General features: G+C 66.4%; 19 protein-coding genes. 11 read left to right on the top strand and 8 right to left on the bottom strand.

The window, feature by feature from the left end; genetic code table 11:
* Positions 1 to 225 precede the first annotated feature (225 nt).
* The 3 genes from ACQR1D_RS27350 (at position 226) to ACQR1D_RS27340 (ending at position 2,338) form a co-directional block, all read left to right on the top strand.
* Positions 226 to 447, top strand: a complete 222-nt coding sequence (locus tag ACQR1D_RS27350) for a hypothetical protein (RefSeq protein ID WP_315714380.1) — start codon at positions 226 to 228, stop codon at positions 445 to 447.
* A 153-nt stretch (positions 448 to 600) separates the two neighbouring features.
* The gene (locus tag ACQR1D_RS27345) at positions 601 to 993 is read left to right on the top strand and encodes a hypothetical protein (RefSeq protein ID WP_316237600.1); all 393 of its coding nucleotides are present in this window, start codon (positions 601 to 603) and stop codon (positions 991 to 993) included.
* An 886-nt stretch (positions 994 to 1,879) separates the two neighbouring features.
* Positions 1,880 to 2,338 carry an FKBP-type peptidyl-prolyl cis-trans isomerase gene (locus ACQR1D_RS27340; RefSeq protein ID WP_315802708.1) on the top strand — a complete coding sequence of 153 codons (459 nt, stop codon included), beginning with the start codon at positions 1,880 to 1,882 and terminating at the stop codon, positions 2,336 to 2,338.
* A gap of 375 nt (positions 2,339 to 2,713) precedes the next feature.
* Here the strand turns inward: ACQR1D_RS27340 and ACQR1D_RS27335 are convergent, their stop codons facing one another.
* Entirely contained in the window at positions 2,714 to 2,929 is a 216-nt protein-coding gene (locus tag ACQR1D_RS27335) for a CsbD family protein (protein WP_315802709.1), read from the bottom strand.
* A gap of 148 nt (positions 2,930 to 3,077) precedes the next feature.
* Between ACQR1D_RS27335 and ACQR1D_RS27330 the strand changes: the two genes are divergently transcribed.
* The gene (locus tag ACQR1D_RS27330; RefSeq protein ID WP_316217385.1) at positions 3,078 to 3,596 is read left to right on the top strand and encodes a cupin domain-containing protein; all 519 of its coding nucleotides are present in this window, start codon (positions 3,078 to 3,080) and stop codon (positions 3,594 to 3,596) included.
* 150 nt (positions 3,597 to 3,746) lie between these two features.
* Here the strand turns inward: ACQR1D_RS27330 and zigA are convergent, their stop codons facing one another.
* The 5 genes from zigA to ACQR1D_RS27305 form a co-directional block, all read right to left on the bottom strand.
* Complete coding sequence (gene zigA, locus ACQR1D_RS27325; RefSeq protein ID WP_434839121.1) at positions 3,747 to 4,952, bottom strand: zinc metallochaperone GTPase ZigA; 1,206 nt, start codon at positions 4,950 to 4,952, stop codon at positions 3,747 to 3,749.
* Between the two features lie 581 nt (positions 4,953 to 5,533).
* A complete protein-coding gene (locus ACQR1D_RS27320) occupies positions 5,534 to 6,763 on the bottom strand; it encodes a TadE/TadG family type IV pilus assembly protein (RefSeq protein ID WP_434839120.1) in 1,230 nt (409 codons plus the stop codon).
* Between the two features lie 284 nt (positions 6,764 to 7,047).
* A complete protein-coding gene (locus ACQR1D_RS27315; protein WP_434839119.1) occupies positions 7,048 to 8,499 on the bottom strand; it encodes an MATE family efflux transporter in 1,452 nt (483 codons plus the stop codon).
* Between the two features lie 150 nt (positions 8,500 to 8,649).
* Positions 8,650 to 9,816 carry a hypothetical protein gene (locus tag ACQR1D_RS27310; protein WP_315802714.1) on the bottom strand — a complete coding sequence of 389 codons (1,167 nt, stop codon included), beginning with the start codon at positions 9,814 to 9,816 and terminating at the stop codon, positions 8,650 to 8,652.
* A complete protein-coding gene (locus ACQR1D_RS27305; protein ID WP_434839118.1) occupies positions 9,813 to 10,514 on the bottom strand; it encodes a FecR family protein in 702 nt (233 codons plus the stop codon). The genes ACQR1D_RS27310 and ACQR1D_RS27305 overlap by 4 nt, the downstream gene beginning before the upstream one ends.
* 139 nt (positions 10,515 to 10,653) lie before the next feature.
* On the opposite strand from ACQR1D_RS27305, the gene ACQR1D_RS27300 reads away from it, so the two are divergent.
* Entirely contained in the window at positions 10,654 to 11,982 is a 1,329-nt protein-coding gene (locus tag ACQR1D_RS27300; RefSeq protein WP_434839117.1) for a phospholipid carrier-dependent glycosyltransferase, read from the top strand.
* A 66-nt stretch (positions 11,983 to 12,048) separates the two neighbouring features.
* Here the strand turns inward: ACQR1D_RS27300 and ACQR1D_RS27295 are convergent, their stop codons facing one another.
* Positions 12,049 to 12,699, bottom strand: coding sequence for an OmpA family protein (locus ACQR1D_RS27295; RefSeq protein ID WP_434839116.1), 651 nt, complete (start codon positions 12,697 to 12,699; stop codon positions 12,049 to 12,051).
* A 384-nt stretch (positions 12,700 to 13,083) separates the two neighbouring features.
* Between ACQR1D_RS27295 and ACQR1D_RS27290 the strand changes: the two genes are divergently transcribed.
* The 4 genes from ACQR1D_RS27290 to ACQR1D_RS27275 all read left to right on the top strand — a co-directional run bounded on the left by ACQR1D_RS27290 (position 13,084) and on the right by ACQR1D_RS27275 (position 16,255).
* Complete coding sequence (locus ACQR1D_RS27290) at positions 13,084 to 13,314, top strand: hypothetical protein (protein WP_315802718.1); 231 nt, start codon at positions 13,084 to 13,086, stop codon at positions 13,312 to 13,314.
* Between the two features lie 74 nt (positions 13,315 to 13,388).
* Positions 13,389 to 14,561, top strand: coding sequence for a winged helix-turn-helix domain-containing protein (locus ACQR1D_RS27285; RefSeq protein ID WP_434839115.1), 1,173 nt, complete (start codon positions 13,389 to 13,391; stop codon positions 14,559 to 14,561).
* 125 nt (positions 14,562 to 14,686) lie between these two features.
* The gene (locus ACQR1D_RS27280; RefSeq protein WP_434839114.1) at positions 14,687 to 15,244 is read left to right on the top strand and encodes a TetR/AcrR family transcriptional regulator; all 558 of its coding nucleotides are present in this window, start codon (positions 14,687 to 14,689) and stop codon (positions 15,242 to 15,244) included.
* A gap of 48 nt (positions 15,245 to 15,292) precedes the next feature.
* On the top strand, positions 15,293 to 16,255 hold the full coding sequence (locus ACQR1D_RS27275; protein ID WP_434839113.1) for an alpha/beta fold hydrolase: 963 nt from the start codon (positions 15,293 to 15,295) through the stop codon (positions 16,253 to 16,255).
* A 36-nt stretch (positions 16,256 to 16,291) separates the two neighbouring features.
* Here ACQR1D_RS27275 and ACQR1D_RS27270 read toward each other — a convergent pair whose 3' ends face one another.
* Positions 16,292 to 16,726 carry a DUF2809 domain-containing protein gene (locus ACQR1D_RS27270; protein ID WP_315802722.1) on the bottom strand — a complete coding sequence of 145 codons (435 nt, stop codon included), beginning with the start codon at positions 16,724 to 16,726 and terminating at the stop codon, positions 16,292 to 16,294.
* 129 nt (positions 16,727 to 16,855) lie between these two features.
* Between ACQR1D_RS27270 and ACQR1D_RS27265 the strand changes: the two genes are divergently transcribed.
* Positions 16,856 to 18,187 (top strand): MFS transporter, encoded by a 1,332-nt coding sequence (locus ACQR1D_RS27265; protein ID WP_434839112.1) that lies wholly within the window; start codon positions 16,856 to 16,858, stop codon positions 18,185 to 18,187.
* Between the two features lie 444 nt (positions 18,188 to 18,631).
* Complete coding sequence (locus tag ACQR1D_RS27260; RefSeq protein WP_434894189.1) at positions 18,632 to 19,738, top strand: efflux RND transporter periplasmic adaptor subunit; 1,107 nt, start codon at positions 18,632 to 18,634, stop codon at positions 19,736 to 19,738.
* Positions 19,739 to 19,748: the final 10 nt, after the last annotated feature.

Below are 19,748 nucleotides of genomic sequence, written 5' to 3'. Positions count from 1 at the left end.
GGTACGGTGAACGGAAGCTTGGCGGGTGATCGCGTCACGATCATGTTTGGGGGGCGTCTCTCAGCTCATCCAGCTGATCTCTCAGCTTCTGGGTCATCACCGCGCGCGACAAGGTTCGCGCAACGCGTCATGCCGGTTGCGAGCCGGGAACCGGCCCGCGGCGTCGCCGTTACCCCGCACCAATCCAAGCGGAGCTCGATCATGACGATGTCGATCACGAAGACCATGCTGGCCGCCTCGGTCGCAGCGCTGGCGCTGCTGTCGACGCAGGCCGCCGAGGCCAAGGGGTGCATCAAGGGCGCCATCGTCGGCGGCGTCGCCGGCCATTATGCCGGTCATCACGGCGTGCTCGGCGCCGCCGCCGGCTGTCTCTACGGCCGTCACCGCGCCAAGGAGCAGGAGCGTCAGCAGCAGCAGGGCCAGGTCAACGGGCAGGGCCGGACCTAGTCGATGCGGCGCGCCGCTCGTCTGCGGCGTGCCTCCGCACCGGCCCGGAGACGGTGCCCGGCGTGACAGGTCTCACGGTCCGCGCCGGACGTGGCGGCTAGACGGGAGCGGTCTGGTCCTCGCCGAGGGCCGCCGCAACCGGATGTCCAGGCCATGCTCACCGTCGCCTCCCCCAGCACCTCCGCGCCGAAGGCGGCGCTGCTCAATTGGCTCGAAGGCATGGCGCTGACCGCGCTGTTCCAGGCCATCCCGACCTACGCCGGCGCCGCGCTGATCCTCAAGCTCGCGCACTGCACCGCGCTGCGGCCGGGGATCATCGGCTTCGTCGCGAGCGCGACCATCATCCACGTGCTCATGACCTCGGCGGCAGGCCCGCGCTTTCAGCGCATGCTCAGGCAGGCCTACGCGGCGGAGTTCTACGACGCAACGCTCGGCCTCGCCGACAAGGTGCTGCGCTGGCGCACGCAGCCCGAGGGATCGCTGCAACTGTTGAGCTCGACCGTGATGCTGGCGCTGCTGTCGGTCGCGGTGCTGGCGATGGGGTGAGGCGGGCGCCGTCCCGCGAAGCATGGCGTCAGCTTCGGCGCAGCGCTCGTGTGCGCCGCGGCTCGTCCGACACGTCGGCGAGGATGGCGGGTGTCTGTCTCAACCAACTCCATCGTCGTCCCGGCGAACGCCGGGACCCATACCCCCAGGGAGCGGTTTGAGGCAAATTGGTCATGGGCATTTGGCCCATCACGTCCGCCGCGGCGTATGGGTCCCGGATCGGCGCCGCGACCCGCTGGCGCGCGTCACGGCTTGTCCGGGACGACAGCGGTGGGTTTGGCGGATTTACGATTCAAACAGCGATCGAGTTGAAGACATGAGGACGTGATCTCGCGGCGAGCTTCGCCCGAGTGATGCATCGAACACGTCCCTCGCAAATCATGCAGAGGGCGCAGGGAATGCCGGGTGAAGGCCTCACCCATGGCCCGCCTGCGAAAAAAATGCAGGCGGCAGGTACCACAGGCAAAGCCGAACACTCCGGCATTCCCTGCGCGACGGTCTTCACGCTTATACGCAGTCTCCCTGGTGCGCCGGGCTTGTTGGCCACCATGCCGCGACGATGCTTGCGCATCGCGCGGGTGACACCAGCGTCGGGGTGTCAGGACGCTGCGACTTCACGTCCGCAAGATATCGTTCGTCCGCATCCTCGTCGAAGAGAATGCTGCGATCTCTCGCGGCCATCGCACCCCGCCTCGCGTGTCGTGACGATCGCGCGCTACGCCCCTCTGCGGTGAGGCGGGATGCGCGGAGATAATCATGATTTCCGATTATTGGCAATAGGATTATTTTTTTCGGAAGCAGATGCCGGGCTGGTCAGCCGCTCCCGCTTGGGCTAAACCGCGGCTCCCGTGAACGAGCAGAGGCGGTCTGGAGCATGCGGCGTCCGATGAACAGAAGAGTTGCGCTGATGATGGCGGCATCGGCCGCGGCCGGTGTCGTGCTGGGCTCCCGCGCGGTCGCGGCCCAGACCAGTTCCGCCCAACCGACAGGAAAGACCATGACCACTCCCTCCGGACTGCAGATCATCGACACCAAGGAAGGCACCGGCGCGACGCCGACGCGCGGTCAGACCTGCGTGATGCATTATACGGGCTGGCTCTACGAGAACGGTCAGAAGGGCAAGAAATTCGACTCGTCGGTGGATCGCAACGAGCCGTTCGAATTCCCGATCGGCATGAAGCGCGTGATCGCCGGCTGGGACGAGGGCGTCGCGACCATGAAGGTCGGCGGCAAGCGCACGCTGATCATTCCGCCCGAGCTCGGCTATGGCGCACGCGGTGCCGGCGGCGTGATCCCGCCGAACGCGACCTTGATGTTCGACGTCGAGCTGCTGGGCGTGAAGTAGGTCTGGGAGAGTGAGGGCGGTTCGGTCAGCAAGCGTGCTGTGCGATACAGCGTCCTCTCCCCCAAGGCGAAGCGGAGCTTCGCCAGGGTGGGAGAGGACATCACCTGCCCATCCGCGAACGCTATAGGGTGAGGGGTATCCTTCGGCGAGCGACGCTCGGGGAGAGATACCCCTCACCCAACGAAGCTTGTGGGGGCTGTCCTGCATGCCTTCTCCCACAAGGGGAGAGGGCGCATTCATAGGCGCCGGTTGGGACGCCGATAGTTGCTATTCATCGTCAACTAACAACGACGCGAAGACCGGCCCGCGAGGGGCCGGTCTTGTTAGTTTCTGGAGATCGTCATCGCGCGACCTCAGCGACCGCGCCGATCCTGCTCAGAGGTTCTTGTTCGCAGCGCCGGCGGCGGTGTTCACCGCGTCCTTGGTCGCCTGCTTGGCATCGCCCAGCGCCTGCTGGCCCTTGCCCTTCACTTCCTGGATCGCGCCTTCGCCCTGCAGACGGTCGTTGCCGGTGGCTTCGCCGATGCCCTGCTTGGCCTTGCCGATCGCCTCGTTGGTCGCACCTTTGATCTTGTCCATGGTCGCACCCATGATGTCTCTCCATTGTGTGTGTGAACTGTGCGGACTCAACGCGGGCGTTGCGAAAAGGTTCGCGTGGAACCGCAATGGCGCCGATGCGGCATTTCGACTACAATCGCGCCGGTTCCTCCGAACACAAGAATCCGAGAAGAAGAAAATCATGTCAGGCTCTCACGATCACACGCACGGCCATTCCCACGATCACGGCGACGAGCGCTGGAAGCACGACGGCGTCCGCGTCATTCCGGGTCATCAGCTCGATGGCAACGTGCCGTCGACACCGGGCATGGACCGCAAGGCCGCGATCAACTTCGCGCGCGTCGGCGCGCAGAAATTGTGGGCCGGCACCGTCACGATCCGGCCGGACGCCAAGACCGGCGCGCATCATCACGGCCATCTCGAAAGCGTGATCTACGTCGTCAAGGGCAAGGCGCGGATGCGCTGGGGCGATCGGCTGCAATTCACCGCGGAGGCCGGCCCCGGCGACTTCATCTTCGTGCCGCCCTATGTGCCGCACCAGGAGATCAACGCCAGCCCGGACGAAGTGCTGGAATGCGTGCTGGTGCGCAGCGACGGCGAGGCGGTCGCGATCAACATCGACATCGAGCCGGTCGAGAAGCCGGAGACGGTGCTGTGGATCGATCCGGTGCACCGCGATCCCGCCGAGTCGAAGCCGTAGCCATCAAGGAAATGGCGGAGCCGTCTCGCGACGGCTCCGCCGGGCAGGGAGTGGCTATACCGCCCTCCCTCTCACACGCGAAGCAGGGGCGACTGTCGCGCGTGTGTCTCGCGGTTCGTTGTCTCGAGCCGCAGTTCGGATGAATGCCGATCAGGCCGCCTCGTCGGCGCGGCGCCAGACCGGAAACGGATCCGACAGCCGCGCCCATGCGGCGACATCCATCGCAGGCTTCCCCGGCAGCAGGCAGGCGTCGAGCCGCGCGCTCAGGCCCGCCTCATCCATGTTGCTGCCGATGAACACGATCTCCTGGCGGCGGTCGCCATAGACCTCGTCCCAGCGCCCGAGCATGCGCGTGCGCCAGTCGAGGTCCTCGGGCCACAATTTCTGCGGCACCGCAGCCCACCAGAAGCCGAGCGCGCTGGTGCGGACGATGGCGCCGGCCTGGCTGATCTCTCCGAGCCATTGCGGCCGGGTCGCCAGCCAGAAATGGCCCTTGGCGCGGATCACGCCCGGCCAGGATTCGCGCAGGAACCGGTCGAAGCGGGCCGGAATGAACGGCCGCCGGGCGCGGTAGACGAAGCTCGTCACGCCATAGGCCTCGGTCTCCGGCGCATGGTCGGCGAAGCCGTAGAGCTCGCTGTACCAGAGCGGGTGCTGCTGGGCGCGGTCGAAGTCGAAGCGCCCGGTCGCAAGCACGCGCTCCAGTGGCACACGGCCCTGGTTGGTCTCGATGATGTCGGCGTCCGGATTGAGCGCGCGAATGATCTTGCGCGCGGCGTCGCGCTGATCGCTGCTGGCATCGTCGACCTTGTTGAGCACGATCACGTCGGCGAACTCGATCTGCTCGACCAGCAGATCGACCAGCGCGCGCCGATCGCCGTCGAACTGGTCGCCGCGGTCAGTCAGGAAGTCGGACGACGAATAGTCCTTGAGCAGGTTGACCGCGTCGACCACCGTCACCATCGTGTCGAGGCGCGCGACATCCGACAGGCTCATGCCATGCTCGTCGCGGAAGTCGAAGGTCGCCGCCACCGGCAGCGGCTCTGAAATGCCGGTGGCCTCGATCACGAGATAGTCGAAACGACCGCTCTCGGCCAGCGTGCGGACTTCCTTCAGCAGGTCGTCGCGCAGGGTGCAGCAGATGCAGCCATTGGTCATCTCGACCAGTTGCTCATCCGTCCGTGACAGATTGGCACCGCCATCGCGAACGAGGTCCGCATCGATGTTCACCTCGCTCATGTCGTTGACGATCACCGCCACCTTCAGACCCTGGCGGTTGTTCAGGACGTGGTTCAGCAAAGTGGTCTTCCCAGCCCCGAGGAAGCCGGACAAGACCGTGACGGGGAGTTTGCGCATCGAGATCGAACAGCCTCTTCAGGGGAAGGGGTCGGTGCCGGCGAACGGGCATGCGGCCTCAATCGTTATGTTATAACATAACATCATCTCAAGTCGCGCTGGGTGTCAAGGGAGAGTGTGTGACAAAGGTGTGAGGGGCGTGATGACGTGGGGTCTTGCCGCGGGCTGTGGACGCGCGGGGCAGGCGTCGGCCTCAAGGAGCAGAGCAGGTTCAGCGGTGTGCTTTAGAACCGTCGGGACACCGATCCGCTTGAGCGATGTTGCAGGAGCGACGCTGCAAGAACAACGCTGCAAGAACAACGACTGGTGCGCTCCCTCTCCCCGTTCTTACGGGGAGAGGGTCGGGGTGAGGGGCAGCCACGGGGCAGCCACACAAGAAGTCTTAGTTGTTAGGTCCGTTCTTTCTTGGCGTGAGGACGTTCGTGATGTGATCCGAATCTCTGTGATTCAGGTGAGACGGGTGGAGGCTATCGACTCAAACCGCTCGTGCGGCTGCCACTCACCCCACCCCTCTCCCCGTGAAGAACGGGGAGAGGGGGCGCACCGTCATTGCGGCTGGAGCGTGCCTCATATGCAGCAAGCTACTTCGACAAAAACGCCGTGCCGGCCTGGCCGCTGGTCGCCGACATCGACAGCGCGCCGGGCGCGATCGCCCAGTTGGTCTGGTTGAGGATCAGCGTGTTGAACACCATCGTGACGCTGTTGCTGCTCATGGTCGAGACCGAGTTGATGGTGACGTTGCGGCTCGGCAGATACATCAGGCCGGTGTAGGACGAACTGCTGGTGCCGTTGATCGGCAGGTTCGTCGTCGACAGGCCTGACGGCTCGTACATCAGGATGTTGGCGTAGGTGCCGCTGGTCGGCGCCGACAGCGTCGCATTGACGTTGCCGTTGAAGGTGAGCGTCGCGTTCTGGTCGACGAGGTAGAAGGTGACGCCGCTGCCCGTCACCGTCCACCCCGAATTGAAGGTCATCGCGCCGCCCTTGATGATGTAAAGGCCGGGATTGAGCGTCAGCGTGCCGGAGCCGTTGAAATTGGTCGCGCCGCAATACACGCCGGGGCTGAGCGTGACCGAGCCGGGATCATAGACCTTGTTGTTGGTGGTGCACGCGCCCACCGTGACGACGGGCAGCTTGCCGGCGAAGGGATCGGCGATCGCCGCGCAGCCGGTCTCGGCCGGCGGGGTGACGCCGCCGTTCTTGGTGATGTTGGTGCCCTTGATGCAGATGCGCTTGACGTTGAGCGTGGCGTTGAACATCGCCGCCGGGCTCTGCGTCGACAGCACGTGAACCTCGCAGCTCGGCGCATTGAGCTGGGCGCCGGAATTCACCAGCAACGATTGCGCGTTGATGGTGCTGACCAGCAGGATGCAGACCGGCGACCTGGCCTGCGCACCGGCTTTCGCCGTAGCGGACGCCGTCACGCCGAGCGACGTCGTGCCCATGACATTGAGGAACGAGGTCTTCACCGTGGTCGTCGCGGTGCCCGACAGCGAGCCGTCGCCGTTGGGCGTGAAGGTCGCCGACGTGCCGGTGCCGAACCGGCCCTTGAAGCTGCCCGAGAACACCGCGCTCGCGGTCGAGACCTGCTGCGCGCTGGCCTGGGTCACGCCGGCGAGGACCGCGGCATCGACCGACTTCTGGAGCTGCGCCTTGGTGTCGCTGGACTTGGCGAAATCGACGGCGGCGCCGACCGACACCAGGATGGGGATGATGGTGATGGCGAAGATCATGCTGATCTGGCCGTCCTTCGCGCGGCCAAATCTCCATGCCAGATCGCGAAGTGTCTTCGACGAAATCGATACGGTCATGTGCAACGCTTCCTGCTGATGGCTGTCCGAGGCTCGACGCCGGCGGATGCGAGCCCGTGCTGCAAGGAAGTGGCGGCCAGACATTACCGCATGCTGAATCCGGTTCCGTAAAGGAACCCTGCGACGTCGTTGCGGAAGCCGAAGGTTATCAGTGTATTTGCCGGATCATCGAGAGGTGCTTGTTCGCACCACTCACTGGTAGTAGCCGCGCGAATTGCTTGTATTCGGCGGTGGCCGCTTGTGAGTTGCAGGTCGTTTGAATTGCTCTTGCCGGTTAGTGTCCGCTAAGCGCGCGAGCGCCAGATCCGGGGCGAGAGAACGAGGCTGCAAACGAGTGCGTAGGCGACGAGCGACAGCGTGACCATCGCGGCGAGCGAGGCCATGCCGCCGCCGAGCATGACGATGGCGGCATAGCCGCCGCCCGCCGCGATCAGCACGCGCAGGGCGGAGCCGACGAACGGCCACAGCACGTGCCCCGCGCCTTGGCCGGCAAAAGCCAGCACGAAGCCGAAGCCGAGCGCGGCGTAGGCCGGCGCTACGGTGCGCAGATAGGTCGCGCCCTCGCGCACAACCTCGGCGTCGCGGCTGAACAGGCCGAGCCAGAGCGGCGGATGCAGCGCCACGATCACGCCGATGGTCCCGACCAGCGCCGCGCCCGCCAGGGCGCTGATCCAGGCGATGCGGCGCGCACGGCCGCGCTGTCCGGCGCCGACATTGATGCCGACCATGGTCAGGGTGGCCGTGCACAGTCCGAACAGGATCGGGATCATGATGTAGTCGAGCCGCGAGGCGATGCCGTAGGCGGCGAGCTCGGAGGTGCCGAAGCGGCCGGCGAGCGCGGTCACCAGGATGACGGTGAGATTGACCATGACCGCGTTCAGCGCGGTCGGCAGTCCGACCCTCAGGATGTCGGCGAACAGCCGGGCCTGCAGCGGCGCAACGCGCACATGCAGGCTGGAGCGGCCGGAGGCCATATAGCGCACCAGCACCAGCATGGCGCCGCAGTAATACAGGCCGAAGGCGATGCCCGCGCCGGCAATGCCGAGCCCCGGCAGCGGGCCGAGGCCGAAGATCAGCAGCGGCGAGGCGGGGATCATGACCAGCGCGCCGACCAGGGTGACCAGCGCCGGCACCCGCACATTGCCGGCGCCGCGCAGCGCCGCCGCCTGCAGGTTGACGATCCACACCGGGATGGCGCCGGCGAACAGATAGTTGGAGTAGCGCAGCGCCGCCTCCAGCGCGCCTGCGCGTCCGCCGAGCGCATGGTACAGGGCCGGGCCGAGCAGGGCGGTCGCGAGCGTGAACAGGCCGCCGGCGATCACCGCCAGCACGATCGCATGGAACGCGATGGCATCGGCATCGGCGTTGTGCCCGGCGCCGACGGCGCGCGCCACCGCCGAGGAGACGCCGCTGCCGATGCCGCCATTGGACATCATCGTCATCAGCATGAAGATCGGGAACACCAGCGCGACGCCGGCCAGCGCATCGGTGCCGAGGAAGCCGACGTAGTAGGCCTCGGCGACGTTGACCGCGGTCTGCGCCACCAGCACGGTCATGGTCGGCAGCGCCAGCCGGAACAGCGCCGGCAGCACCGGGCCGGAGAGCAATGCCGTGCGGACCGATTCGGCCTTGGCGCGCGACGGAGCCGGGGCCGGCGTGACAAGCGGCGCTGGCGCCTCCGGAGCTGCCGTGCCGCTACGCCGGGCCTCGCTGGTTGCCTGGGTGGAAACGTCCATCGGATCTCCGCGCGCCTGGCGAGCCGTTGCATTGAAATGACGATCATCATTCAATAGGTCCGCCGCCGGGCGCGGGTCAAGGCGACGCGGGCGCAGGCCGATCATGAAAATTTGGCGGAGCAGGGTGATCCGCTGCGCCGGGGCGGCCCGCTAGTAATGGACGCGCAGGCCGATGCCGCCGTGGATGGTGTTGCCGACCGGCTGCGGGCCGAGCGTGCCGTTGACGAACAGGTCGGCGATCCAGCCCTGCGGCAGGCGGAAGCCGAGCCGGCCGCCATATTCGAACCAGCCCTGGTTGCCCATGGTCGGCGTCACCGTGCCGTTGCCGGTGACGGTGGCGACGATGCCGGAGCTGGTCGCGAACGACTGGACGTAGCCGCCATTGATGTTGGCCTCGATGCTCGTGCCGAACAGGTGGGTCCACTGGCCGCCGACCTTGACCAGGCTGGTGCGGTCGGTGCCGCCGGCGATCGTCGCGTCGAACGGGTTGAAGGCCACCGTGGGATCGCGATAGCCGGCGACGTGCTGCCACAATTGCCACAGCTCGACCGAGGCCGCGAGCTCGTCGCGCGGCGAGAACCGGCTGATCCAGCCGGCGCGGCCATAGACCGCGTAGTTCGATGCCGTGGTGGTGCCGTCCACCGTGACGTTGCCGAGGCTCGTCGCATAGCTGCGGCCGTAGCGCACGCGCTCATAGGGCGTCAGGATGGTGCCGACGTCGAAGAACGGCCGCGACGAGCCCCAGTCGGCGAAGTCGTAGCGCAGCGCAAAGGCGCCGATCGGCGCAGACGTCACGTGATAGCCGTTCTCGTCGTAGTGCGTGTAGGCGAGGCCGGCGAGCAGCGCCAGATTGCTGGTGAGCTGCTTGCGGCCATGGATGCCCGCCGAGAACGAGCCGGCCGAGCCGAACGCGCTGACGCAGTCGCTGCAGTTGACCTGCTCGTTGACGCCGAGCAGCACCAGCCCGAGCACGCGGTTGGTGATCATCTGGTTGAAGCGCTGGTCGGCGAGGCTGTTGATCGCGTTGGCGCTGTTTCCCGCGCCGGTGGGCGACGGCGACGGGGTCGGCGTGCTCGAGGGCGAGGGCGTCGGCGTCGGACTGGCGGTCGATGTCGGCGTGGCCGACGGCGTCGGCGTCGCGGTGGGCGAGGAGGTCGGAGACGGCGACGGGGTCGGGCACGGCGCCGCCGCGAAGTTGTCCACCCCGCAAGTGCTCTGCGCGGCGGCCGGCGCGGCTTGCAGGGCGAGCGCGAGCAGCCCGCCGGCGATGGCCGTCATCAGGAGAGCAAGCTGACCGCGGCGCGTTCTCATCGTCATCGCCCGCACAGGATGCCGGTGAAGTCCTGCGGCGGCGCATTGCTGGCGAGATCGGTGACCGTGCAGAGGCCCGATGTCGACGCGCAGCTCGCCGCAAAGCTCCAGGACGGATTGCTGGTCTTCTTGATCGTGCTCCTGCCGTTGCCGGTTGCGGTGATGATGGCCGTGTCGCCGGGCTGGGTCAGCTCGAGGCATTGGAAGGTGAGGGTGCAGACCCGCGACGCGCCTTCCTGCAGCACGACCATGGTCTGGCCGCGCTGCGAGCGGATGTCGAGGATGGTGCCGCGCACGCCGATGGTCGCGAGCGGCGTGTTGATCTTGTAGGCGGTCTTCTCGGAATGGCCGGTGACGAAGCGGAACGCGCCGGTGCCGAGCCGGATCGCGATGTCGCGATAGCTGGTCTCGTCGTTGAAGACGGTGCGGTCGAGCGTCAGGGTGGCGTTGGCGCCGAGCGAGAGATTGGTGCTGTCGATCATGACGAGCCGCGCGGCGCTGTCCGTGCCGGTGCGCACCGTCTCGTTGCGCACGACGCCGTCGCCGACATTGATCGGGCTGCTCGCCGCGCCTGCAACGCGCAGCACGTCCTTCTGCACCAGCACGGCTTCGCCGATGCGGCCGTCGGCGCTTGCCCCGCCCGCCGCGCCCAGCAGGGCGGCAGCCGAGATCGCAGCGACACAGGTTCGGCGACGCTGACTCATATCCACACCGAAGGTCGTTCCTTGCTCAATCTAGCCGAAGACGGCGCGCGGCGTTGTTGTAAAATAGGCACAAGTTTGCCTCGATGACCGTTCGGTGGTTAGTTGCCGTCACCGTGGGATCAGTTCAACGCGGAGGCCCATGAAGGTATCTGCTGCTCGCTGGGATGACGACGAAGAGGACGGCGAGGTTGCGCAGGATGGCGCTCTGTCGGTCCGCCGTTGTGTGATGACGGCATTGCTGATCTTCGCGATCACGCACGTCGTGCTGATGATCGGGCTCGCCGCGCCGCCGAAATTCGTCTTCGACGAGGTGCATTACGTGCCGGCGGCGCGGCAGATGCTGGGACTGGCGCCGGCAACGCCGCAGCTCAACCCGATGCATCCGCCGCTCGCCAAGGAGCTGATCGCGCTGTCGATCAGGACGTTCGGCGACAATGCCTTCGCATGGCGCTATCCCGGTACCGTGCTCGGCGGGCTCGCCGTCGCCGCGATCTATCTGTGCGGTCTGGCGCTGTTCGCGGCGCAATGGCCCGCCATCGCGGCGGCGCTGCTCGCGGCCTTCAACCAGATGCTGTTCGTCCAGGCGCGCATCGCGATGCTCGACATCGGCGCGCTCGCCTTCAGCCTGCTCGGGATCGCGGCGTTCCTGTTTTCGTTCAGGCAGCGCCGGCCGCAGGTCGTGTTCGCGCTGGCGGGGGCGCTGTTCGGCCTTGCGATCGCCTGCAAATGGAGCGGGCTGTTTCCGCTCTTGACGGCGCTTCTCATCGTCGGTCTCATCAAGCTGTTGCAGCATTGGCAGACCTCGTTCGGCGATGGCGAGCCGACCGACTGGTATCGGCCCGAGCAATGGCCGCAACTGAGCTGGCTGCAGATCGTGCTGGGCCTCGTCGCGATGCCTGCGGTCTGCTATCTCGCGACCTTCGTCCCGCTGCACGGCCTGTCCGTCATGGGTATCGTCGAGGCGCAGCGGCGCATCTTCGCCGACAGCATCACCACGGCGATCGCCGGCCACACCTATATGAGCGCGTGGCCGACCTGGCCGCTGCTGGTCCGTCCGGTCTGGTTCCTGTTCGACAAGAATGGTGACACCGACATCGCCGCGGTGGTGCTGCTCGGCAATCCGCTGGTGCTGTGGCCGGCGCTGGCCGCGCTCGCGATCTGCGCCCGGGATTTCATCGCGACGCGCAGCGCGACGGCGTTCCTGATCCTGGCGTTCTATCTCGGCTGCTATCTGCCCTGGGCGCTGCTGCCGCGCGCGCTAAGCTTCATCTACTACTACCTGCCGTCGGCGACGCTGGCGAGCCTCGCGCTAGTCCATGCGCTGCGACGCTGGCCGCGCTGGGTGCTGGTGAGCTATGTCGCTGTCGCGATCCTGGGCTTCGTCGCGATGCTGCCGATCAGCGCCGCCTTCATCGGCACGACGATGCAGACCTTCACCCGGCTGATGCTGTTCCAGAGCTGGATCTGAACGCGGACAAAAAGCGCCCCGCCCGCCAGGGACCGTAAGCAGGCGGGGCGATGCGCGGCGGAGCGCTCACTTCGCCGCGGTTTTGGTGTCCATGTTGACGACCTGGACCCGCCGGTTGAGCGGATCGGCCGGGTTGGCCGCGTCCTTGAGCTTGGTCTTGCCGTAGCCGACCGTGACGAGGTCCTGGCCGGGGAGGGCGAACTTCTCGACCAGATAGCGCTTGATGGTGTCGGCGCGGCGCTCCGAGAGATCCTGGTTGAAGCCGTCGCTGCCGATGCCGTCGGTATGGCCGGCGACCACGAAGGTCGAGCCCTTCAGGTTCGGATCGGACAGCGCCTTGCCAAGCTCCTGCAAGGCCGGCATCGAGGCCTTGCTGATGTCGGCCGAATTGTAGTCGAACTGGATCTCGAGATCGATCTTGGGCTTGGTCGCCGCGATCTCGGCGATCTGTTCGCGCTCGCCGAGCGACAGCGAGCGGGTCTTGCGGTTGCGCATGCTGTCGATGAAGGCCGCTTGCTTCGCCTGCGTCGCCGTGTCGGCCTGCGGGTTCGCCTGCGGTCCGATCGAGATGCCGCGCGTCACGGCCTTCGGCTTCAGCGCGTTGAGGATCTTGTCGGCCGACACGGCCTCGCCGGCGAGAGCGGTGCCTGCGCCGATCGCCAGCATCGCGGAGAACGCCGCCGCCTGAACTGCAAAACGTCCAAAATATGGGGTCATCGTCGTTATCCTCGGGTCGTCATGCCCTATGGCCATTGGATGCGTGAACGATAGAACGGGTTCAAAGCGTCCAATGTGATCGACGTCACGTTGTCGGGCCGGGCGGCCCTCGAGGGGCGAAGCGAGCGGTCCGCGGGACGCGCCGCGCGCTGCCGCAAAGCGATCGGCAGCTGGCCGGTCCGCGAACAACAAATCGGCCAGATGCGGTTCTACCGGATAGCGCTCGCCAGGAAAAAATCGCAAACCTAAGGGACGCGAACGGCGAGTGGATTCGTAGTCAAGAAACGCGAACAGAAAAGCAGAGCCGTGTTCAACCCATCGCACAGGCGCGACTATCAGTCCCATCGGGCGAGCAGCCAGGATCAGGCGGGATCGTCCGGTTCCATGTCGACGCTGATTGGAGCAGGGATCATTGCCGCATCGATCCTGCTGTCGACGCTGTTCACGGCTGTCGGCAACCGCTATGTCGGCCTGGAAAGTCCCTCCGAGGATACGGCCTGGCTGGTCGACCGCCTGACCGGCCGCATCTACAAATGCCGTGCGCCCGATCCCGGCCGCGCCAGCTGCAAGGCCGAGATCGCCACCGGCAGCATTCCGGACAAGTCCAAGCCTTGAGGTTCCGCAAGGGGATCCCGTCGGCCTGATTCGCCGTTGCGGGAGCGGGGGCGAATCTCGCACCATTGCGCGGCATGCCCGCCGTTTCCACGCCCATCCCGCTCTCCAAGCCGCAGGCGCGCCGCATCTGGCTGCGCGCGCAGCGGCTCGATGCCGACGCGCCGTTCGGCGCGGGCCCCGAGGCGGTCGCCGCCGCCATCGCCCATCTCGGCTATGTGCAGATCGACACCATCAACGTCATCGAGCGCTGCCACCACCACATCCTGTTCAGCCGCATTCCCGCCTATCGCCGCGCCGATCTCAGGCAGGCGCAGAGCGCGGACAAGACCGTGTTCGAATATTGGACCCACGCGCTGTCCTATATTCCGGTGCAGGATTTCCGCTACTTCGTGCCGGCGATGCGCCGCCACCGCCGCGAGGGCCATCGCTGGCTCACGACCGTGAAGCCGGAGGATACGCGCAAGGTCATGCGGCTGATCCGCCAAGGCGGCGCGCTGACGATCCGCGACATCGACGACGACGTGCTGCGCGAGAAGGACCACGCCTGGGCCAGCCGCAAGCCGTCGAAGCGCGCGCTGCAACTCGGCTTCTACGAGGGCGTGCTGACGGTGTCGGGCCGCGACGGCATGCTCAAGACCTACGACCTCACCACCCGGCATTTCGGCTGGGAACGGCTGCCGAAGGGCGCCAACGATCGCGAGATCGCAGCCTATCTGCTCGACCGCGGCTTGCGCGCGCAAGGCGTCGTCAGCCTCGATTCGCTCTGCCATCTCAATGCGCCAAGCAAGGCCGCGGTGCGCCGGGTCATCGATGCCAGGGTCCAGCGCGGCGAACTGCTGCCGGTGACGGTGGAGGGCGCCGGCAAGCAGGAGCACTGGGCGACGCCAGCAGCGTTGGACGAGCCGGCTGAAATCGATCCGGCGCGCGTGCACATTCTGTCGCCGTTCGATCCGCTGATCATCCAGCGCAAGCGGACGCAGGCGATCTTCGACTACGATCATCGCTTCGAAGCCTATGTCCCGAAGGACAAGCGCCTGTTCGGCTATTTCGCGCTGCCCGTCCTGGTCGGGGACGAGATCGTCGCCGCGCTCGACCTCAAGACCGACCGCCAGAACGGCAAGCTCCTGATGCAGAAATGGAGCTGGGTCGGCCAGGGCAAGGCCGCGCGGGGCGATCAGCGCAAGACGTTGAAGCGGCGGATCGAGGACGAATTGCAGCGGTTCCAGCGGTTTCAACTTGGAGACTGACCTTTCCGCCGGAGAATCGTTCGAGCTCTTGATTTGGAAACGAATGTTTCCTAAAAGGAGGAATGACGCGGTCACAAACGAATTCGTCCGAGCGCCGCGGCCCTGGTCGGCCGCGCGAGTTCGATATGGACACCGCCCTGAACAGGGCCCTGGTGGTCTTCAGCGAGCGCGGCTACCACGGCGCGTCGCTGGCCGAATTGCGCGCTGCCATGAAGCTCACCACCGGAAGCCTCTACAAGGCCTTCGCGGACAAGCACGCGATCTTTCTGGCGACGCTCGATCACTACATCGCGCGCCGCGACCGGCAGGTTCGCGACTGCCTCGATTCACACCACAGCGGACGCGACAAGCTCAAGGCCTTGCTGCAGTTCTACGCGGAATCCGCCAGCGACAGCGAAGGCCGGCGCGGCTGCCTCGTCGTCACCAGCGCGACCGAGCTCGCTACCTTGAATGCGGAGGCTGCCGCCAAGGTCCGGGGGGCGTTGCGCCGGGTTGAGACCTTGTTGCGCGACCTGATCAAGTTGGGACAGGCCGACGGATCGATCCGGCCGGCGCTCGACCCGGAAGCCGTCGCGGGCGCGCTCTTCTGCGTGATCCAAGGGCTGCGGGTGGTTGGCAAGACGGGGCGTGCAAGGAGCGAGATGATGAGCGTCGCAAATCAGGCCGCGGCGTTGCTCGCATGATGTCGTGCCAAAATAGGAAACGTTTGTTCTATAATAGGAGAATGATCAATGCCCGAGTTGATGAACGCCATCCCTGCCAAAACTCCGCCGCGGCTGGTCGCGGCGGAGCCGTTCAGTCGCGCCGAGCCGTCGCTGCCGGGATTCACCCATCGCTTCGAAACCGTCGACGGCGTCCGGCTGCACTATGTCAGCGGTGGTCCGCCGGCTGGCGATGTCGTGGTGCTGCTCGCCGGCTTTCCCGAAAGCTGGTTTGCCTGGCGCAAGGTCATGCCGCTGCTCGGGTCGCGGTATCGGGTCATTGCCGTCGATTTCCCAGGACAGGGTGACTCGGACCGGCCAGCCGACGGCTACGACACGCAGGCCCTGGCCACGGCGGTGCATCGCCTGCTGCAGCAGCTCGGCCTCACCAGCTATCATCTGGTGGGCCACGATATCGGCGCGTGGGTGGCCTATCCCTATGCGGCCTTGTTTGAAGCCGAGGTGCGCAGCCTGGCCCTGCTCGATGCAGGAATTCCCGGCGTCACCTTGCCCGAGGCGTTGCCGTTCGCGCCAGACCGCGCGTGGCGCACCTGGCACTTCGCGTTCCACGCCGTCGCGGATCTCCCGGAGATGCTGATCCATGGCCGCGAACGCGACTATCTCGCCTGGTTCCTGCGGCGGAAGGGGGCCAGTCCAGAAGCGTTCTCCGAATGCGATCTCGACGAATATGCCCGCGTGCTGACCAAGGCCGGCGGCTTGCGCGCCGGGCTCGCCTATTATCGTGCCGCCGCACTGTCAGCGCTTCAGAACCGCGAACTGAAAGCCAGGGGCAGGCTGAAGCCGCCGGTGCTGGCCGTTGGCGCCGACCAGGGATCGATCGTGGACATGGCCGCGCCGCTCAGGGAGGTCGCTGATCAAGTGGAGGGCATCACCATCTCCTCGTGCGGCCACTATATTCCGGAAGAGCAGCCTGCCGTTCTGGCCGAGGAGCTGGACGCCTTCTTCAGCCGCGTCTGTACCGCGTCGGGCTGAGCTCTCGCGCGATGTCGTAGCTTGCCCGGGGCAAGCCTATGCCGAAGCCGGCCGCATCGCGATCCGGTCGATCCAGACGCCGATGAGGATGCCGACCACATAGGCGGCAATGTTCCACAGTGAGAAGATGCGGCCGAGCAGCAGCGCGCCCGCCAGCGTCAGGCGAAAGCTGTCGAGCCAGGGCGTGTGGATCAGCCTGAAGGCTTCGACGATGGCGGCGATGGCGAGCGCGAGGCCGGCGATCTGCCCCACCGCCATTCGCGGCAGCAGCGCGACGAGCAGCATATAGACCATCGTCGCCCAGAGCACGGAGCCGCCATACTTGACGATCAAGGCGGGAAGGCCGAGGCCGGGACCGTGGAAACGCAGGCCAAGCCCGAGCGCGATCACGATCAGCGCCGTCGCGAGCGCTCGTGCTGCGCGGCGGCGCCTGTCAGCGCGGGCGAGCATCCCGGGTGACGAGAGCGTCATGCGCGTGCCGCGCCCCCGCGATGCGCCGACGGGCTGTGGGGTTTCAGGTTTTCCGATTGACTTGCCACGACCGATGCTCAACACCGCCCATCAACTACCAATGTCTGCAATGCTCCCGGGAGGAGATCGATGAGTCCGTCCGCCACCACCCCGGCCGCGCCTGGCCGCTCCGACATCGAGGCCGCGACCATCCGCGCCATCTCCTGGCGGCTGATTCCCTTCCTGGTGCTGGCCTATTTCTTCTCGTATCTGGATCGCGTCAATCTCGGCTTCGCCGCGCTGACCATGAACGCCGAGCTGAAGTTCTCGCCGCTGGTGTTCGCCTGGGGCGCCGGCATCTTCTTCATTGGCTATTTCATCTTCGAGGTGCCGAGCAATCTGGCGCTGGAGAAGTTCGGCGCCAGCCGCTGGATCGCGCGCATCATGGTGACCTGGGGCATCATCTCGGCGCTGATGGCGCTGGTCTCGGGCCCGTGGAGCTTCTACACGCTGCGCTTCCTGCTCGGCGTCGCCGAGGCCGGATTCTTCCCGGGCATCATCCTCTATCTCACTTACTGGTATCCCGCGCAGTATCGCGCGCGCTTCCTCGCCGCCTTCGCGGTTGCCGTGCCGATTTCGACCGTGATCGGCGCGCCTGTGTCGGGCCTGCTGCTCGGCATGCACGGCTTGATGGGACTGCAGGGCTGGCAGTGGCTGTTCATCATCGAGGGCATCCCCTCGGTCATCCTCGGCGTGGTCACCTGGTTCTACCTGACCGACCGGCCCGAACATGCAACCTGGCTGTCGGCGGAGCAGAAGGCCTGGCTCGCGGCAAGGCTCGAGGCCGAGACGGCGGCGAAGCAGGCCGCCGGACACATGACGCTCGGCGAGGCGCTGTCGTCGCCCAAGGTGATCGTGCTCAGCCTGATCTATTTCGGCTTCGTCGGCGCGCTCTACGGCATGCAGTTCTGGCTGCCGCAGATCGTCAAGGCGTTCGGACTGACCAATGTGCAGACCGGCTTCGTCACCGCGATTCCCTATGCGTTCGGCACCGTGGCGATGATCCTGTGGGCGCGGCATTCGGATGCGACGCGCGAGCGCGTCGTGCACGTCGGTGCGCCACTGATCCTGATCGCGGTGGCGCTGGCCGCCTCGAGCATGATCGGCGATCCCACGCTCACCATGGTCGCGCTGACGGTTGCCGCGATCGGCGTGTTCTGCGTGTTCGGCGTGTTCTGGACCTTGCCCACGGCGTGGCTGTCGGGCACGGCCGCCGCCGGCGCCATCGCGCTGATCAATTCGATCGGCAATCTCGCCGGTTTCGGCGGCCCCTATCTGGTCGGCTGGATCAAGGACACCACCGGCTCCACCACCCATGGCCTGCTCGCATTGTCGGTGCTGCCGCTGATCGCCGGGCTGCTGGTGTTCTTCGGCGGCCATGAGAGCAAGGTCGAATTCGCAGGCCAGGCGCCGGCGGAATAGCGACCGCACAATCGGCTGACGATTGCAGACCTGAAACCGCCCATCGGCTGAGTGCGACGAAGGGCCCGGTCTCGACCGGGCTCTTTGTTGTCGTTGCCCCAGCAAGGGCACGTGCGCTCCGCGGGGTGAGGCGGGTGCGATCCGCGGCGGCCGTGCGGACGTTCGTTGAGAGGCTGCATCAGCCACGTCATTCCGGGGCGGTCGCGCAGCGACCGAACCCGGAATCTCGAGATGATGAGGATCGTGCCAACCACCTCGGGATTCCGGGTTCGACCGCTGGCGCGGTCGCCCCGGAATGACGTGAGTCCCCGACAGGCTGCCTGCCGATGGACTGAGCACCTGCGGCAACGTGTCCAGATGTTCACGAAGTCATGATCACTGACGAATATTGACAATCGTCACTCAACATTCGACACTTGCTCGCAACTGCAGCGAGGGTGCCCCATGTTGATCCGCCTGATTTTCGCGAGCTATTCCAAGCTGTTGACCGGTCTTGCGCTGGCCACCATGGCCGTCGCCCTGGCCGGGTGCAATGAAACCGTCGCCCAGAAGGCCGAGCCTGTCAGGCCGGTGCTGGTCGCGCCCGTGCATTACGAGGCCGAGACCCCCGAACGCAGCTTCGTCGGCACCATCCGGCCGCGCATCGAGGCCGATATCGGCTTCCGCGTCGCCGGCAAGGTCGCCAAGCGCCTGGTCGAGGTCGGCCAGACTGTCGATGTCGGCCAGCCGCTGGCCACGCTCGACGAGGTCGACCTGAAGCTCCAGGCCGAGCAGGCTGAAGCCGAATTCCGCGCTGCCACCGGCGTGCTGGCGCAGGCGTCCGCCGCCGAGACCCGCGCCAAGGAGCTGCGGGCCAAGGGCTGGACCACGGATGCCCAGATGGACCAGGCCAGGGCGTCCGCCGACGAGGCGAGGGCACGGCTCAACCGTGCCGAACGCTCGGTCGAACTGACCCGCAACTCGCTGTCCTACGCGACGCTGGTTGCGGATGCGCGCGGCGTGGTCACCGCGAGCATGATCGAGCCGGGCGTGGTGGTTGCCGCCGGCCAGGCCGCGATCCGGGTCGCGCGCTTCGCCGAGAAGGAGGCGGTGGTCGCGATCCCGGAGACGCTGCTCGAACGCGCCAAGACCGGCAGCGCCTACGTCACGCTGTGGTCGGACGCCGACAAGAAATATGCGGCCAAGCTGCGCGAGATCGCGCCGGCCGCCGATCCCGCCACGCGCACCTATCTCGCCAAATTCTCGCTGCCGGACGCCGGCGAGGCCGTCTCGCTCGGCATGACCGCGACCTTGACGCTCGCCGATCCCGCCACCACCCGCGTCGCGCGGCTGCCGCTGTCGGCGCTGTTCAGCGAGGGCCGCGAGCCGTCGCTCTACGTGGTGAACGACAAGGGCGAGGTGACGCTGAAGCCGGTGAAGGTGAAGGCCTATGACAGCAAGGACGTGCTGATCACCTCGGGCGTCGACGAGGGCGAGAAGGTCGTGGCGCTCGGCGTGCAGAAGATCGACCCCGCGCAGAGAGTGCGCGTCGTGTCGGCGCTGACGTTCTAGCTCGGACGAA

The sequence above is a fragment of the Bradyrhizobium sp. HKCCYLRH2047 genome (genome assembly GCF_051168175.1).
Taxonomy (GTDB): Bacteria; Pseudomonadota; Alphaproteobacteria; order Rhizobiales; family Xanthobacteraceae; genus Bradyrhizobium.
This window is presented reverse-complemented; position numbering and strand designations above follow the sequence as displayed.

Coding starts and splice junctions, on each gene's coding strand:
- ACQR1D_RS27350 (WP_315714380.1), top strand. CDS start 226: ATGCTGGCCGCCTCGGTCGCAGCGCTGGCGCTGCTGTCGACGCAGGCC.
- ACQR1D_RS27345 (WP_316237600.1), top strand. CDS start 601: ATGCTCACCGTCGCCTCCCCCAGCACCTCCGCGCCGAAGGCGGCGCTG.
- ACQR1D_RS27340 (WP_315802708.1), top strand. CDS start 1,880: ATGAACAGAAGAGTTGCGCTGATGATGGCGGCATCGGCCGCGGCCGGT.
- ACQR1D_RS27335 (WP_315802709.1), bottom strand. CDS start 2,929: ATGGGTGCGACCATGGACAAGATCAAAGGTGCGACCAACGAGGCGATC.
- ACQR1D_RS27330 (WP_316217385.1), top strand. CDS start 3,078: ATGTCAGGCTCTCACGATCACACGCACGGCCATTCCCACGATCACGGC.
- zigA (WP_434839121.1), bottom strand. CDS start 4,952: ATGCGCAAACTCCCCGTCACGGTCTTGTCCGGCTTCCTCGGGGCTGGG.
- ACQR1D_RS27320 (WP_434839120.1), bottom strand. CDS start 6,763: ATGACCGTATCGATTTCGTCGAAGACACTTCGCGATCTGGCATGGAGA.
- ACQR1D_RS27315 (WP_434839119.1), bottom strand. CDS start 8,499: ATGGACGTTTCCACCCAGGCAACCAGCGAGGCCCGGCGTAGCGGCACG.
- ACQR1D_RS27310 (WP_315802714.1), bottom strand. CDS start 9,816: ATGACGATGAGAACGCGCCGCGGTCAGCTTGCTCTCCTGATGACGGCC.
- ACQR1D_RS27305 (WP_434839118.1), bottom strand. CDS start 10,514: ATGAGTCAGCGTCGCCGAACCTGTGTCGCTGCGATCTCGGCTGCCGCC.
- ACQR1D_RS27300 (WP_434839117.1), top strand. CDS start 10,654: ATGAAGGTATCTGCTGCTCGCTGGGATGACGACGAAGAGGACGGCGAG.
- ACQR1D_RS27295 (WP_434839116.1), bottom strand. CDS start 12,699: ATGACCCCATATTTTGGACGTTTTGCAGTTCAGGCGGCGGCGTTCTCC.
- ACQR1D_RS27290 (WP_315802718.1), top strand. CDS start 13,084: ATGTCGACGCTGATTGGAGCAGGGATCATTGCCGCATCGATCCTGCTG.
- ACQR1D_RS27285 (WP_434839115.1), top strand. CDS start 13,389: ATGCCCGCCGTTTCCACGCCCATCCCGCTCTCCAAGCCGCAGGCGCGC.
- ACQR1D_RS27280 (WP_434839114.1), top strand. CDS start 14,687: ATGGACACCGCCCTGAACAGGGCCCTGGTGGTCTTCAGCGAGCGCGGC.
- ACQR1D_RS27275 (WP_434839113.1), top strand. CDS start 15,293: ATGCCCGAGTTGATGAACGCCATCCCTGCCAAAACTCCGCCGCGGCTG.
- ACQR1D_RS27270 (WP_315802722.1), bottom strand. CDS start 16,726: ATGACGCTCTCGTCACCCGGGATGCTCGCCCGCGCTGACAGGCGCCGC.
- ACQR1D_RS27265 (WP_434839112.1), top strand. CDS start 16,856: ATGAGTCCGTCCGCCACCACCCCGGCCGCGCCTGGCCGCTCCGACATC.
- ACQR1D_RS27260 (WP_434894189.1), top strand. CDS start 18,632: ATGTTGATCCGCCTGATTTTCGCGAGCTATTCCAAGCTGTTGACCGGT.